Raw genomic sequence first — 15,060 nt, forward strand, 5'->3', positions numbered from 1 at the left:
AGATCACGGCATAAGCCGTAAAGCCATTGCGCAGGGAAGGCCGGGTGTTCACCGCTGCCCTGTATGCTCGTGTGCATCTTGTTTTGTGCAAACCGCACACGGGACCGCGGGTGCAGCGCGCACCCGGTCTTCCCTGCGCCCTCTCCATGAGTGGGCGGGAAGTTCCAGCAAAGCTCGGGCGCAATGCGTCGCGAGAATGCGAAGGTGTGTTTTCCAACCACAGCTGTCATCGCCCGGCTTGACCGGGCGACCCAGTATTCCAGAGACGTCAATGATTGAACCGATAGGCCGCGGCGTACTGGATCCCCGCCTGCGCGGGGATGACACGATCAATTGGAGCTACACCATCCGTGTCATTGCGAGGAGCTCCATGGATTGCTTCGCTTCGCTCGCAAATGACGCGGAGGCGCTTACGGCCCCTTCTTTCGCGGCACGATGAAGATCATCGTTGAGGCGCAGGCGATCGAAATCGCGAAGATCGCGGCGGTGAGTGGCAGCGTCGTGGCGGAATGGCCGCCGAGATAGGCGCCGAATTGCGACACCAGCGAGCCGATCCCCATCTGCAAAAATCCCATCGCGCCGGATGCGGTGCCGGCGGCTTCGGGGCGGACGCTGAGCGCGCCGGCCGCCGAGTTCGACATCACGAAGGCGTTGGCGAACATCACGATCATCTGGGTGCCGAACAGGAGGGAAGGCGCCTGGTTGGCTCCTGCAAGACTCCACACCAGATTGAGCAGGCTGCCGCCGAGCTGCAGCGCCAGCCCGAACCAGATCAGCTTCTCCAGCTGATAGCGCGGTGCAAAGCGCACGCAGAAGAGATTGCCGACCAGATAGGCGAAGCCGGTGGTCGCAAACCACGCGCCATATTCGGCGCTGGTGCGGCCCATTTGGGTGACCACGACATAGGGCCCGCCGCCGGCGAAGGCAAAAATGATCTGCGAAGCCAGCACCTGGCACAGCGCGTAGCCGATGAATGCCCGCGACGTGATCAGGCCGCCGATGTCGCGGCGAAAGCTGCTGTCGGCGGCGCGCTCGCCGCGGGTTTCCGGCAGCATGAACGCGATGACCACCGTGATGGTCAGCGATGCTGCGGTAATCAGATAGAAGATCGCGCGCCAACCGAACGCGGTTTCCAGGAGGCCGCCGGTCAGGGGGCTCAGCATCTGCGCGATCATCATGACCGCAATGACGAGGCTGATCATGGAGCTGATGCGCTCGCGGCTGTAGAGATCGCGGATAATGGCGCGGCTGACCACCATGCCGGTGGCGCCGCCCAGCGCCTGCAAGAAACGTGCGGCGATCAGTTGCGGCAGGGTTTCGGCGAAGATACAGCCCACGCTCGCCGCGACCATCAGGGCGAGCCCGCACAGCAGCACCGGGCGGCGCCCGAAGCGGTCCGACAGCGGCCCCATGATGATCTGCGAGCAGGCGATGCCGACCATGAACAGCGACACCGTCATCTGCGCGATCGAAATATCGCGCCCGAACGTCGTCGCCAGCACGGGCAGTGCCGGCACCAGCAAGTACAGCGAGATCGGCGCGACGCCCGTCATCGCGACGAGCATCAGCAGCATGATCTTCGACGTCGCGACGCCGCCGGTGTCGCCAGCAGCACCGGGCGGCTTGCCCATCACGCCATGCATTCAGATCCGATCCGTTGTGTGAATTGGACTGTAGCGGGATGGCTCCCGGCGAATACGGCCGTTTCGGCATGCGGCTATGCCGGGATCGGGAGGCCACTGCTGTCATCATCCGCCCGAGTGCGCAATTGCGCACGGGGAGCGGATGATCCAGTATTCCAGAGGCCGGAGTTATATGCGGATAAGCCGCGGCGTACTGGGTCCCCCGCTTTCGCGGAGGACGACAGCCTGGGATTGGGGCATCACGCCTACAAAGGCAGCAGCGCTGCCGTCGCGTCGTCCAGCCACAGCTTGGTCGCGTTATCATCGAGGTGCGGGCGCACCTCGCGGTTGACGCGCTCGTGGTAGTCGTTCAGCCATTTCAGTTCGGTCGGGCTCAGCATGTGCACGTCGATCAGGCGGCGGTCGATCGGGGCCAGCGTCAGCGTCTCGAACGCGTTGATCGGCTTTTCGGCGCCGGCAACGTCGGTGCCGACGACCAGTTCGAGATTTTCGATCCGGATGCCGTAAGCGTCGGTCTTGTAGTAGCCGGGTTCGTTGGACAGGATCATGCCGCGCTTCAGCGGCGTGGTGCCAAGCTTGGAAATCCGCGCCGGGCCCTCATGCACCGACAGATAGCTGCCGACGCCGTGGCCGGTGCCGTGCTCGAAATCGAGGCCGGCCTGCCAGAGGTACTGCCGCGCGAAACTGTCGAGCTGGGCGCCGGTGGTGCCGTCGGGGAAGACCGCGCGCGCGATCGCGATGTGGCCGCGCAGCACGCGGGTGAAGCGGTCGCGCATTTCGTCCGTCGGCTCGCCGATCGCGATGGTGCGGGTGACGTCGGTGGTGCCGTCTTCATATTGCGCGCCGGAATCGATCAGCAAGAGATCGCCGGACGAAATCCGCCGGTTGCTCTTGCGGGTGACGCGGTAATGCACGATGGCGCCGTTCGGCCCGGTGCCGGCGATGGTCGGAAAGGAAACGTCTTTCAGGGCGCAGGTCTGGCGGCGGAAGGTCTCCAGCGCCTCGACGGTGTCGATCTCGGTCAGCGCGCCCGACGGCGCCTCACGGTCGATCCAGGCCAGAAACCGCGTCATCGCCACCGCGTCGCGCTGATGCGCGGTGCGGGTGCCTTCGATCTCGGTGATGTTCTTCACCGCCTTCAAGAGACTGACAGGATCGTTGCCGCGCACCGGCTTGCCGCCGGCGGCCGCGATCATGCGGCTCAACGCATCGGCGGCGGTGGCGTTGTCGAGGGCGACTGCAGCGCCCTTTTGCGCGAGTTCGGTCAGCATCGGCGTCAGCGCGTCGGGCTCCCGGACGTCGGCGGATTGTTCGAGATGGTCGCGCGTCAGGTTCGAGAGCTTGCGGTGGTCGATGAAGATGGAGGGACGGCCGTCCTTCGGCACCAGCGCGTAGGACAACGGCAGCGGCGTGTGCGAGACGTCGGCGCCGCGGATGTTGAAGGTCCAGGCCACCGCGTGCGAATCCGACAACACCAGCGCATCGACGCCGAGTTTTGCGATCTCCAGCCGGATGCGCTTGAGCTTCTCGGCTTCGATCTCGCCGGAAAATTGCGCGCCGTGAATCGTGACCCGGCCGAGCGGCGGGGCGGGGCGTTCGGTCCACACCGCGTGGAGCGGGTTGTTGTCCACCGCCACCAGCTCCGCGCCGGCCTTGGCGCAGGCCGCCGCCAGCCGCTCGGCTGCCGCCGACGTGTGCAGCCAGGGGTCAAAACCGAGGCGGTCGCCGGCGGCAAGATGCCTGGCCAGCCAGTGCTCCGGCGGCGGATCGGCCAAGGGCTCGATATGCCAGGCCTTGCGGTCGACCTGCTTGGCGGCCTGCAGCGTGTAGCGGCCATCGACGAAAACAGCGGCTTCCCTGGTCAGGACAGCGGCCATGCCGGCCGACCCGGTGAAGCCGGTGAGCCAGGCCAGCCGCTCTTCCGACGGCGGCACATATTCATTTTGCTGCTGATCGGCGCGGGGAATCACGAATCCCGTCAGCTTGCGCCGCGCCAGTTCCTCGCGGAAGGCGGCCAGCCGTGCCGTCAGGGCTATGCCGCTTTCGGGCTCTTCGAATGTCTGGAAATGGGCTTCGAACATCGCCGGGTTACTCAGGGGTTGGGTGCAGGTCCGCACAACATAGCCATAATTTGGCATAATCTGTGCTTCAATATCCATGTCCGCGTTAGATCGGACGGAACGGTTTGCCGGGCAAGCCGTTCACGTGAGGCTACCAGGGGAAAATCCAGGAGTGTTTCATCTCAACGAAGAGGGGATACACGATGCCTGCTTTTATGTTTGAGAAGATCTCGCCGCCCGTCCGCCGCGGCCCGGCCCCTCCGGTCGCCAACAAGAAGCAACGCGGCGTCATCGTCCAGATGCTGGACCGGTTCGCGCTGGCGCGCGTCAAACGTGAGAAGCAGGAAGAAGAAAAGGGCGTCATCGCCCGCCACAAGCCGTCTGAATAGAGCGTTTTCGAGCGAAGTGGATACCGGTTCGCGTGAAGAAAACGCGTCAAAACTAAATGAGCTGCTAGCCCGCGTTTCGCAGCAACAGGCTGCTCCAGCCTTCGATGCGCAGATGACGCACCGGCACCAGGCCGCGCGCACGATAGGCCGCGATCACCGAAGCCGCCTGGGGCGTCAGCAGTCCCGACAGGATCACCAGCGCCGACGGTGCCAGATGCCGTGCCATCGGCGTTGCCAATTGCCGCAACGGATTGGCGAGGATGTTCGCCAGCACCAGATCGAACGGGCCGGCCTGCGCGAATTGCGGCGCCGAGAAGCCGGTGGCAGGGATCGCCTGCACCAGATGCCCGGACACGTTGAGCCGGGCGTTCTCCTGCGCAACCCGCACCGAGAGCGGATCGATGTCGCTGGCCAGCACGTTCTCCTGCAGCGCCCTGGCCGCCGCGATCGCCAGCACCCCGGTGCCGGTGCCGAGGTCGAGCACGCGCCGCGGCCGGTACGCCTTGAGGACATGATCGAGCAGCAGCAGGCAGCCCCGCGTGGTGCCGTGGTGGCCGGTGCCGAACGCCAGCGCCGCCTCGATCTCGATGCCGATCTTGTTGGATGGCACCCGCGCGCGGTCGTGGTGGCCGTGCACGACGAAACGCCCGGCCGGGACCGGAACGAGGTCCTCGAGCGTGGCCTTGACCCAGTCCTTGGCCTCGACCGTGTCGAAAACGATGGTTTTCGCGGCTGCCTCGCCGGCCGCGTTGGTCACGAGCTGGCGCACCAGCGTCTGATCCGGCGCGACGGCAAAATGCACGGTCACATCCCAGCGGCCGCCCGGACCCTCAAACGCGGCGATGGCGGCCTGCCCCTCAAAAAAGATTTCGGTAAGTATATCGACGACCAGCTTGGCGGCGGTCTCAGTGCCGACCGCGAAAGCCGCACGGGAGGTAGCAGGGGTGGAGGTCATTGGGGAACCACGAGAAAACAGCGGAAAGCTCAAACTTGAGGAAGTTTCAGTTCGTAAGGTCGGGAGAATCTGCCACCGGCAGCGGCCGGCGGAGCTCGGTTCCATAGCCGCTCTGAAGTACCCCAATCATGGCTGATCTAGCCAGCCCCATTTCCAGCAGTTTATCGACCCTTGACGCAACGCCTTTCCACGACGTCATGCACCGGAACATACAGGAGCCTTCCACAGGCCAGCACTGCCGGTTTGAACCGCCAATGCACCGGTTTCTCCACCGGTGGTCCTACGGTTTTCCACACCTTGTCCACGGCGAAACGATCGCAATTTTCAAGGCCTGTTAGCCAATTCACCGCCGATTCACAGCGTTTGCTGATCGGCGCCGATGCGGGAACCGGGCGTTAAACCGGCGCATGCCAGGATCGGTGCCGTTAATAAATATAACAAGGGGGAATTGAAATGACCAAGATTACGGCAGTTATTGCAATCATGTGTGCGTTGTGCGCTTTCGTCAGCTATCCGTCGGCTGAGGAGCGCCATCAGTCCGCGATGGAGACGATCTCGCCGCTGGCGATGATGCAGATCGCGCGGGTGCTTCCGACCGAAGCCTACGACGCCATCTAACCATTGAGCAGGCGCGGCACCGGCAGCGGTGTTGCGCCCCTCACCCAAACAGCGCGCGGTGATCGCCCAGGATCACCTTGGCGGCGTTGTGGCCGGGGGCGCCGGTGACGCCGCCGCCGGGATGGGCGCCCGAGCCGCAATGGTAGAGGCCCTTCAGCGGCCCGCGGTAATCGGCATGGCCCAGCATCGGCCGCGCCGAGAACAACTGGTTCAGCGTCAGCGCGCCGTGAAAGATGTCGCCGCCGAGCAGACCGAACTGGCGCTCCAGATCGAGCGGCGACAGCACCTGCCGGCCGACGACACTTGCCGCAAAGCCCGGCGCATATTTGTCCACCGTCGCAATCATCAGGTCGGCCACTTCCTCCGCGTGGTCATCCCACGACGTTCCGTCCGGCAATTGCGGCGCGACGTGCTGGCAGAACAGGCTCGCGACATGCTGGCCGGGCGGGCAGAGCGAATCATCGAGCGTCGAGGGGATCAGCAGCTCAACCACCGGCTCGCGGCTCCAGCCGCGCTCGCGGGCGTCGTGCCAGGCGCGATCCATGTAATCGAGACTGGGGGCGAGGATGATCCCGGCCGTGAGATGATCGCCTTCGCCCGGCAGCGCCGTGAACGAGGGCAGGGCGCTCAGCGCCACATTCATCCGGAAGGTGCCGGAGCCGTTGCGCCAGTGGGTGATGCGATCGAGGAATTCCGGCGCCAGCGCTTCTCGTGGCACGAGGCGCGTGTAGAGCAATTTCGGATTGACGCCGGAGACGACGTATTTCGCGCGCACGGTCTCGCCATTGTCGAGGACGACACCAACCGCGCGGCCGCCTTCGACGATCACTTCGCGCACGCCGGCATCGAGTTCGATGTCGGCGCCATGGCCGCGCGCCGCGCGCGCCATCGCCTGCGTGATCGCGCCCATGCCGCCGATGGCGTGGCCCCACACGCCCTTCTTGCCGTTCACCTCGCCGAACGCATGGTGCAGCATCACATAGGCGGAGCCTGCCGCATACGGGCTGGCGTAGTTGCCGACGATGGCGTCGAAGCCGAACAGCGCTTTCACCAGGTCGCTCTCGAATCGCTCGTCCAGCATCTCGCCGGCCGAGCGCGTGAACAGATCGAGCAGGCTGCGCTGCTGTTCGAGCGACAGCTTTTTCAGGATGCTTGCGGTGCCGAGCGCGTTGAAAGTCTCGCGGATCGCGCCGAGGCTGAAGCCTTCGACGATGTTCGGCGGGGCGCGCAGCACCAGTTGCCGCAATACATCCGCAATGCCTTCCAGTTCGCGGCCGAACGCATCGAAGCGATCGGCGTCGCGCGGGCCCAATCTGGTCACCGAATCCCGGGTGCGGCCTTCGCCGGTGAGCAGATAGCTGCCATCGGGCGCGGGCAGGAAATTCTGCGCGCGGCGTTCAACGATGCGCAGGCCGTGCTCGGCCAGCTTCAAATCGGTGATGATCTGCGGGTTGAGCAGGCTGACGGTATAGGCTGCCACCGAATTGCGGAATCCCGGGTGGAATTCCTCGGTCACGGCGGCGCCGCCGACCACTTTGCGGCGCTCGACCAGCTTCACGCGCAGGCCGGCCATCGCGAGATAGGCCGCGCAGGTGAGGCCGTTATGCCCCGCACCGATGATGACGACGTCCGTTTCGTTCATGTGCGCTTCAAGAAAGTTTGATTAAGCCGGGCCGTTGCGTCGCCCATGTCCCCTCAATCCACCATTTTGCGGTTCCTTGCTAGCCTTGTTGCCATATGCTCCATTAAACGTCTCTGGCGCTTCCATGCCGGAATTCCGCCCTCCGGCGCCCGCCGGGTCCATGCCGGAGCTCTCATGAGCCTTTCTGAACCGTCCGCCGCCACGGACCTGTCGTCCGATTCCCGGAACCGGATGGTTCTGGTGGTCTACACCGCGGCGATCTTCGTCAGCGCGCTGCTGCTGTTCTCGGTGCAGCCGCTGTTTACCAAGATGGTGCTGCCGCGGCTCGGCGGCTCGCCGGCGGTGTGGTCGGTGGCGATGGTGTTCTTTCAGTCGCTGCTGCTCGGCGGCTATGCCTATGCGCATTTCCTGATGCAGCTCCGCAACCGCGCCGTCCCTGTGGCCGTGCATCTGGTGCTGCTGGTCGTTGCCATGCTGACGCTGCCGCTCTCGATCTCGAGCGGCTGGGGCGAGCCGCCGAGTTCGGGCTATGCGGTCTGGCTACTGGGTCTGTTTGCGGTGTCGATCGGGCTGCCGTTCTTTGCTCTCGCCGCCAACAACCCGCTGCTGCAGGCCTGGTTCGTCCGCACCGGCCATCCCAGCGGGCCGGATCCTTACTTTCTTTATGCGTCCTCGAACATCGGCAGTTTCCTGGCGCTGTTGTCCTATCCGGTGCTGCTGGAGCCGATGTTCACGCTGCGCACGCAAAACCTGATCTGGACCGGCGGGTATGGCCTGCTGATCGTGCTGATCGCAAGCTGCGGCATCATGCTGCTGCGCTCGCCGGCGAAAGCGGCCGAACTCAACATGCCCGCCGACGACATTAATGTGCCGGCGCCGTCGTGGATCCTGCGGGCCCGCTGGATATTCCTCGCTGCCGTACCCTCCGGCCTGCTGATCGCGGTGACCGCGCATATTTCGACCGACGTCGCCGCCGCGCCCCTGCTATGGGTGCTGCCGTTGTCGCTGTATCTGCTGACCTGGGTGCTGGTGTTTCAGTCGCGGCCGCTGCTGCCGCACAAATGGATGTTGCTGGCGCAGCCCTTGGCGATCGCCGGCGTCGTCGTGCTGCTCGCCTTTGGCGGTGAGCAGAATTTGCTGCTGACGCTCGGCGGGCACCAATTGTGTTTCTTCGTCATCGCGATGGCCTGCCATGGTGAACTGGCGCGGACGCGCCCGGCCGCCAAATATCTCACCGGCTTTTATGTCGCGCTGTCGTTCGGCGGCATGGTCGGCGGTCTCTTCGCAGGCCTGATCGCGCCCTTCACCTTTTCCTGGATCGCCGAATACCCGATCCTGCTGGCGCTGGCGGCATTGTGCCGGCCGACGGGCAACGAACGGTTGCCGCGCTGGAGCAATTGGTACTGGCCGCTCCTTGCGGCGCTGGCGGTAGCGCTGATCGCGCCGACCTGGTCGCCTGGCACGGTCATGCACTGGCTCGACGAGCGCCGGGTCTGGATGATCGGCGCGGTCGGAGTCCTTTCCGCCCTGCTGGCACTTGGCCTCAACGCCAGCCGCTGGAAGATCTTTGCCACCGTGGTGGTGGCGCTGGTGCTGCTGCGCGCTTACCCATCCGACGACGGCCGGGTGGAAACCGTGCGCAGCTTCTTCGGCGTCCACAAGATCGTGGTGACGTCGAACGGCCAGTATCATGTGCTGATGCATGGCACCACGATCCATGGCGCCGAAAAATTCAAGAACGATGATGGCACGCCGGTAACCGGCCGGCCCGAGCCGATCACCTATTACCACAAGGATGGCGGCATCGGGCAGGCGATCACGGCGGTGCGCGAGCGGAAAGGAGCGGCGCTGCGGGTTGCGGTGATCGGGCTTGGCTCCGGCACGCTGACCTGCGCCTCGTTGCCAGGCGAGGACTGGAAGTTCTTCGAGATCGACCAGACGATGGTCGATACCGCACGCGATCCGAAATATTTCACCTATATCAGCAAGTGCGAGCCGGACCTGAAGCCGGTGATCGGCGATGCGCGGCTGACCTTCGCGCGCGAGCCGAACGGTGTCTACGACCTGATCATCGTCGATGCCTATTCGTCGGATGCGATCCCGATTCATCTGGCGACCGAAGAGGCGATGGAGATCTACAAGGAAAAGCTCGCGCCGCAGGGTGTGGTCGCGATGCACGTCTCCAACCGGCATCTCGAGCTGTCCAGTGTCGTCGTCGGCATTGCGGATGCCAACGACCTGAAGAGCTGGGTCTACAGCGAGGATTCCGGCCGCGACGCTGAATACATCTTCTCGACCTCGGTGGTGGTGTCGGCGCGGCACGAGGCGGATGTTGGCGCGCTCGCCTCGTCGGACAAGTGGGCCGAGACCGAAGCCGAAGACCATCAGCGGGTCTGGACCGACGATTACTCCAACGTGCTGGGGGCCGTTTGGCGCCGGATGCGCGACGGCGACCAATAGGTGCGATAATTCGTTGCGGGTTTATGATTCGGCGCGCTTTCCAAACGAACGGAATTTCGTCATGGCCAATTTCACTCCGGTGTCGGCTGCGATCGGCGGGGCCCTGATAGGCTTTTCCGCCGTGCTGATGATGTTGCTGACCGGGCGGATCGCGGGCGTCAGCGGCATCTTCGCGGGGCTCCTGAATTTTCGCAGCGAGGACAAGGCCTGGCGGATTGCCTTCATCGCGGGGCTGATGCTGATTCCCGTCATTGCCGGATGGATCGGCTACGGCATGGCGCCGCCCAAGCTGCCGGCCAACTGGGCCGTCATCGTGGTGGCGGGATTATTGGTCGGCTTCGGCGCGCGGCTCGGCGGCGGCTGCACTTCCGGACACGGCATTTGCGGCATCGGACGGCTGTCGGTGCGCTCGATCGCGGCGACCATCGTCTTCATGGTGACAGCGGTGATCACCGTCGCCGTCACCCGCCACGTGCTGGGAGGCTGAGCCATGGAAATCATATCGCGGATCATCGCGCCGTTGTTGTGTGGTCTGATCTTCGGAGCCGGCTTGCTCGTCTCGGGAATGGTGCAGCCGACCAAAGTGCTCGCCTTCCTCGATATCTTTGGCGCGTGGGATCCAAGCCTGGCCGTGGTGATGGCGGCGGCATTGGCTGTCGCCACTCCCGGCTTCATGCTGACAAGGCAGCGCGCGCGGCCGGTGCTGGCCGGGCAGTATTTCCTGCCGGACAAATCGGAGATCGATGCGCCGCTGGTGCTGGGAGCAGGACTGTTCGGCGTAGGGTGGGGTCTCGTCGGATTGTGCCCAGGGCCGGCGCTGGAGAGCCTGGCGACGCTGTCGCCGGGCGTGGTTGTGTTCGTCGTGGCTATGGCCGGCGGGATGATTCTGCACGACAAATGGCCGGCGTCGCGGCCAATCGTTCCCCGCGACGCACCCGTTGTCCGTGCCGCGGACGGCTAAATCAATCCTGGTAGGTGAACAGCCCGCGCCGCTGGTAATAGGGTTGCGGCTGCTGCTGGTAGTAATAGCCCTGCGGCGCCGGCGCGTAGCCGCGGTTGTCATAATATTGCTGCTGCGGCTGCGGATAGACCTGGGCGCCGTAGAGGCGGCGGTCGCGCGGCGCCGGATAACGCGCCTCGCTGGAACTGCCATCGGCCGGATAGATATAGCCGTCGTCCGCGCGACCCTGCGGCGCCATTCCAGCCTGCGGCGCCATGCCGGGCTGCGGCGTGATCACGACGGGATCACCGGCGGCGTTGCTTTGCTGCTCATATTGCTGCGCCGGAGCACGGCGTGCGACGGCGTTGGTGCGCGGCCGCGGATTGCGCGCCAATGCCACCTGGGATGAGCCGGTCAGCGTCACCGTGGTGTTGAGCACGCCTTGCTCCTGCACCAGCGCATAGAGCTTCGCGGCGTTGTCGCGCGACAGCCGCACGCAGCCGTGCGACGCCGGGGAGCCGAGCCGGTTGACGGAATCGGTGCCGTGAATGGCGTGGCCGACCTTCGTGAAGAAGATCGAATGCGGCATCGGCGCCTCGTCGAATTCCTTGGAATAGTGATCCGCTTCCATGCGGAAGGCGCGGAAGCTGCCGTTCGGCGTTTCATACGAGGGAAGGCCGCTCGACACCGGCCAGCGATAGCGCTCGACGCCGTCGACGGCGACGGTCATCTGCTGGCTATCCTTGTCGACGGTGATGGCGACTTTGGCCTGCGCGGTGCTGGCCATGAACAGCACCAGGCAGGTAGCGGCAACGAGGAAGGAACGCATTTTACCTTTGGCCTCCAGGCCGTTTCACCAAAGCGCCATGAATGCAGGCGCCGCAGCTCTCCGTCCCCCAGCATCCAATATGCCCGGAATCCGGTCGCCGTTCCAGCGGCCTGCGGACCCATCGTTAATGCGCCCCACGGCGCAAACAAGGCGGAGAGGGGGCTGAATCCGGCTGATAGGGTTGACTTTTTCGCGAGCAGGCGGGCTCGAAGAGGCGAGCCCAGGATCTCGAGATCCCCGGTTCGCGCTAAGCGCGCCCGGGGATGACCCGCTTTCGCGGGTCAATTCTTCAACCGGTACCCCGTCCTGAAGATCCACCACACCATCACCATGCACACCGCGAGGAAGCCGAGCGTCATGCCGAGGCTCAGGGCGACGCTGACGTCGGCGATTTCGTAAAAGCTCCAGCGGAAGCCCGAGATCAGATAGACCACCGGATTGAGCAGCGTGATGGTGCGCCAGCCCGATGGCAGCATGCTCACCGAATAGAAGCTGCCGCCGAGGAAGGTCAGCGGCGTCACCACCAGCATCGGGATCATCTGCAGTTTTTCGAAACCGTCGGCCCAGATGCCGATGATGAAGCCGAACAGGCTGAAGGTCACCGCGGTCAGCACCAGGAAGGTCAGCATCCACCAGGGATGCATGATGTGCAGCGGCACGAACAAGGCGGCGGTGGCGAGGATGATCAGCCCGAGGATGATCGATTTGGTGGCGGCGGCGCCGACATAGCCCAGCACGATCTCGAAATACGACACCGGCGCCGACAGCAATTCATAGATCGTGCCGACGAATTTCGGGAAGTAGATGCCGAACGAGGCGTTCGCGATGCTCTGCGTCAGGACCGACAGCATCACCAGCCCCGGCACGATGAAGGTGCCGTAGCTGACGCCGTCGACCTCGGTGATGCGCGAGCCGATCGCGGCGCCGAACACCACGAAATACAGCGAGGTGGAAACGACCGGCGAGACGATGCTCTGCAGCAGCGTGCGCCAGGTGCGCGCCATTTCGAACAGGTAGATGGCTTGAACGGCGCGCCAGTTCATGGTGCCCTCACCAGGCTGACGAAGATGTCTTCGAGCGACGATTGCGTGGTGTCGAGGTCGGAGATGCGGATGCCGGCGTTGCGGAGGTCGCTCAAGAGACTGGTGATGCCGGTGCGGTCGCCCTTGGTGTCGTAATCATAGGTGATCTCGCGGCCGTCCTCGGACAGTTCGAGATTGTAGGCGGCCAGCGCTGGCGGGATCGCATCGACCTTGCTCTGCAGATACAGCTTGAGATGCTTCTTGCCGAGTTTTTGCATCAGCCCGGCCTTGTCCTCGACCAGGATGATCTCGCCCTTGTTGATGACGCCGATGCGGTCGGCCATCTCCTCGGCCTCTTCGATGTAATGCGTGGTCAGGATGATGGTGACGCCGGAGGCCTGCAGGGTGCGCACCACTTCCCACATGCCCTTGCGCAGTTCGACGTCGACACCCGCGGTCGGCTCGTCCAGGAACAGGATCTGCGGCTCGTGCGACAGCGCCTTCGCAATCATCACGCGGCGCTTCATGCCGCCGGAAAGCGTGATGATCTTTGCGTCCTTCTTGTCCCACAGCGACAGGTCCTTGAGCACCTTTTCGATATGGGCCGGATTCTTCGGCTTGCCGAACAGGCCGCGGCTGAAACTCACGGTTGCCCACACCGTTTCAAAGGAGTCGGTGTGCAGTTCCTGCGGCACCAGCCCGATCAGCGAGCGGGCGGCGCGGTAATCCTTGTTGATGTCGTGGCCGTCGACAGTGACGCGGCCTTCGCTCAAATTCGCGATGCCGCAGATGATTGATATCAGCGTGGTCTTGCCGGCGCCGTTCGGTCCCAGCAGCGCAAAAATCTCGCCGCGGCGGATATCCAGATTGATGCCGTTCAGCGCCTTGAAGCCCGAACCATAGGTCTTGGACAGGTTGGCGACGGAAATGATCGGGGACATGGAGAGCATGGTCGCAGTCTGATCTGAAATTGTGGCACGGCGCTGCGGCCGCGTTAGTGCGGGCGGGGGCAGCGGGAACTTTCAGATAGGAATGCGCTGTTCGTTTCGCAATCGGCGAATAGAATTATTATCTCTTGCTGGTGCTTTTTCTCTATTGCTTTTTCTTGGCCGGCTTTTTCGTAGCCGCGCCTTTTGCCGCCGCCGGCTCGGCCTGCTCGGGCACTTTCGCCAGTGTCATGATCTGGGTCTGCGCATTGACGGGTCCGTTGGGACGGGCGGGATCAAGCAGCTGTTCCTCACCCAGTCCGACCGACTGCAGCCGCTTCGCCGAGATCTTGAAGGTGTTGACCAGGATATCGCGGACCGCGTCGGCGCGGCGCTGGCTGAGGAAGACGTTGTGGTCGCGCCGGCCGGTCGATTCGACATGGCCGACGATCAGGAACGTGTAGTTCAGCAGTGCGGAATTGACCAGCGTATCGGCCAGCCGCCCGATGGTCTGATAGGATTCCGGCCGCACGATCGGGGTGTCGGTGTCGAACTGGATGTCGACATTGAAGCTCGGCAGCTTGTTCAGTTCGGGCGCGATCGGCGGCCTTTTGTTCGGCGGCGGCTCGTTCTTGCCCCTTAGTTTCGAGCGCTCGAGGACCAGCTGGCGCAGCGCGGGGATATCCAGCTCCAGCGGTGTTTCCAGCCCGCTGAGCCTGGTCGCGACGTCGTCCTGCGCCCGGTATCCGACATCGGCGATGGACTTGGTGCATCGCGCGCTCACGGTCGGCAACGCCAGCAGGCAATCAAGGGACTTGAAGACCTCGCGTCCCTTGCCGCCGCACTTCTTGACGACTTCGAACTCGCATTCCCGCCCGACGGTGGCGCGCGCCGCAATGCGTTTCTGGATCGCATCGAACGCCCGGGGATAATCGGTCTTGCACGCCGCCGACATCACGTCCTGGTTGCGGTAGAGGCACTCCTTCAGGCGGGTGGAGTCGATATTGACGCCGCGGCAATTGGCGGTGATGTCGGGGGCGCAGCTCTTGCCGAGGATGGCGGCCCCTTCGCCAAAGCTGATGGTCTGCGCCGACGCCAGCGACGGCGCCGTGAGCGCAAGGATCAGCAGGATGGATTTGCCCCGGAACATGGCTGCATCTCAACCGATGAATCCGCCGTTGGTCAAGGGCTTGGGCGAATGGAATGCCGTTCTGTCATGTTGTCCTTTGACCATCGTCTCTTCCTTCGCTCGGCAATTCGGCCCGGCGTGGTCCCTGGCTGGAATATGGGGCCGGGAGGTCGAGCCCGACCGGCCCGGGGTCTCTGTGTCTCTGTGATTCGGTCTCATATGTTGGACAGCGAGAGGATGTGAATCCGCATTCTCGCGGCGTGATACGCCCGAGGTTTGCGTCCGTTGGACCCTCCGAGCAATCAGAGGGCGCAGGGAATGCCGGGTGCGCGCTGCACCCGCGGTCTCGTGTGCGAATAGTGCAAAGAAAGCTGCACACGAGCATACAGGGCAGCGGAGGCACTCCGACATTCCCTGCGCAATGGCTTTACGGCTTATGCCGTGCTC

Annotated in this window: 13 protein-coding genes; 5 read left to right on the plus strand and 8 right to left on the minus strand. The window is 64.1% G+C overall.

Annotated elements, in window-relative coordinates; genetic code table 11:
- Positions 1-410: 410 nt before the first annotated feature.
- Both JQ609_RS34465 and JQ609_RS34470 read right to left on the minus strand, forming a co-directional pair.
- On the minus strand, positions 411-1,643 hold the full coding sequence (locus JQ609_RS34465; protein ID WP_212215182.1) for a multidrug effflux MFS transporter: 1,233 nt from the start codon (positions 1,641-1,643) through the stop codon (positions 411-413).
- Between the two features lie 245 nt (positions 1,644-1,888).
- Entirely contained in the window at positions 1,889-3,724 is a 1,836-nt protein-coding gene (locus JQ609_RS34470; protein ID WP_212215183.1) for an aminopeptidase P family protein, read from the minus strand.
- A gap of 182 nt (positions 3,725-3,906) precedes the next feature.
- Between JQ609_RS34470 and JQ609_RS34475 the strand changes: the two genes are divergently transcribed.
- On the plus strand, positions 3,907-4,092 hold the full coding sequence (locus JQ609_RS34475; protein ID WP_212215184.1) for a hypothetical protein: 186 nt from the start codon (positions 3,907-3,909) through the stop codon (positions 4,090-4,092).
- Between the two features lie 64 nt (positions 4,093-4,156).
- On the opposite strand, the gene JQ609_RS34480 is transcribed toward JQ609_RS34475, so the two are convergent.
- A complete protein-coding gene (locus JQ609_RS34480; RefSeq protein WP_212215185.1) occupies positions 4,157-5,047 on the minus strand; it encodes a 50S ribosomal protein L11 methyltransferase in 891 nt (296 codons plus the stop codon).
- A 453-nt stretch (positions 5,048-5,500) separates the two neighbouring features.
- Between JQ609_RS34480 and JQ609_RS34485 the strand changes: the two genes are divergently transcribed.
- Positions 5,501-5,665 carry a hypothetical protein gene (locus JQ609_RS34485; protein WP_212277068.1) on the plus strand — a complete coding sequence of 55 codons (165 nt, stop codon included), beginning with the start codon at positions 5,501-5,503 and terminating at the stop codon, positions 5,663-5,665.
- Positions 5,666-5,705: 40 nt separating this feature from the next.
- Here JQ609_RS34485 and JQ609_RS34490 read toward each other — a convergent pair whose 3' ends face one another.
- On the minus strand, positions 5,706-7,307 hold the full coding sequence (locus JQ609_RS34490; protein WP_212277070.1) for an NAD(P)/FAD-dependent oxidoreductase: 1,602 nt from the start codon (positions 7,305-7,307) through the stop codon (positions 5,706-5,708).
- A 174-nt stretch (positions 7,308-7,481) separates the two neighbouring features.
- On the opposite strand from JQ609_RS34490, the gene JQ609_RS34495 reads away from it, so the two are divergent.
- The 3 genes from JQ609_RS34495 (at position 7,482) to JQ609_RS34505 (ending at position 10,728) form a co-directional block, all read left to right on the plus strand.
- A complete protein-coding gene (locus JQ609_RS34495; protein ID WP_212277072.1) occupies positions 7,482-9,767 on the plus strand; it encodes a spermidine synthase in 2,286 nt (761 codons plus the stop codon).
- Positions 9,768-9,828: 61 nt separating this feature from the next.
- A complete protein-coding gene (locus JQ609_RS34500) occupies positions 9,829-10,254 on the plus strand; it encodes a YeeE/YedE family protein (protein WP_212215193.1) in 426 nt (141 codons plus the stop codon).
- A gap of 3 nt (positions 10,255-10,257) precedes the next feature.
- Entirely contained in the window at positions 10,258-10,728 is a 471-nt protein-coding gene (locus JQ609_RS34505) for a DUF6691 family protein (protein ID WP_212277075.1), read from the plus strand.
- A 1-nt stretch (position 10,729) separates the two neighbouring features.
- Here JQ609_RS34505 and JQ609_RS34510 read toward each other — a convergent pair whose 3' ends face one another.
- The 4 genes from JQ609_RS34510 to JQ609_RS34525 form a co-directional block, all read right to left on the minus strand.
- Positions 10,730-11,536 (minus strand): L,D-transpeptidase, encoded by an 807-nt coding sequence (locus JQ609_RS34510; RefSeq protein WP_212277083.1) that lies wholly within the window; start codon positions 11,534-11,536, stop codon positions 10,730-10,732.
- 281 nt (positions 11,537-11,817) lie between these two features.
- On the minus strand, positions 11,818-12,579 hold the full coding sequence (locus JQ609_RS34515) for an ABC transporter permease (RefSeq protein WP_192738047.1): 762 nt from the start codon (positions 12,577-12,579) through the stop codon (positions 11,818-11,820).
- On the minus strand, positions 12,576-13,499 hold the full coding sequence (locus JQ609_RS34520) for an ABC transporter ATP-binding protein (RefSeq protein ID WP_212277085.1): 924 nt from the start codon (positions 13,497-13,499) through the stop codon (positions 12,576-12,578). Before JQ609_RS34520 ends, JQ609_RS34515 begins: the two co-directional genes overlap by 4 nt.
- Positions 13,500-13,650: 151 nt before the next feature.
- The gene (locus JQ609_RS34525; protein ID WP_249128772.1) at positions 13,651-14,277 is read right to left on the minus strand and encodes an OmpA family protein; all 627 of its coding nucleotides are present in this window, start codon (positions 14,275-14,277) and stop codon (positions 13,651-13,653) included.
- Positions 14,278-15,060 lie beyond the last annotated feature (783 nt).

Source organism: Bradyrhizobium sp. AUGA SZCCT0169, from assembly GCF_018130085.1.
In the GTDB taxonomy this organism is placed as follows: domain Bacteria; phylum Pseudomonadota; class Alphaproteobacteria; order Rhizobiales; family Xanthobacteraceae; genus Bradyrhizobium.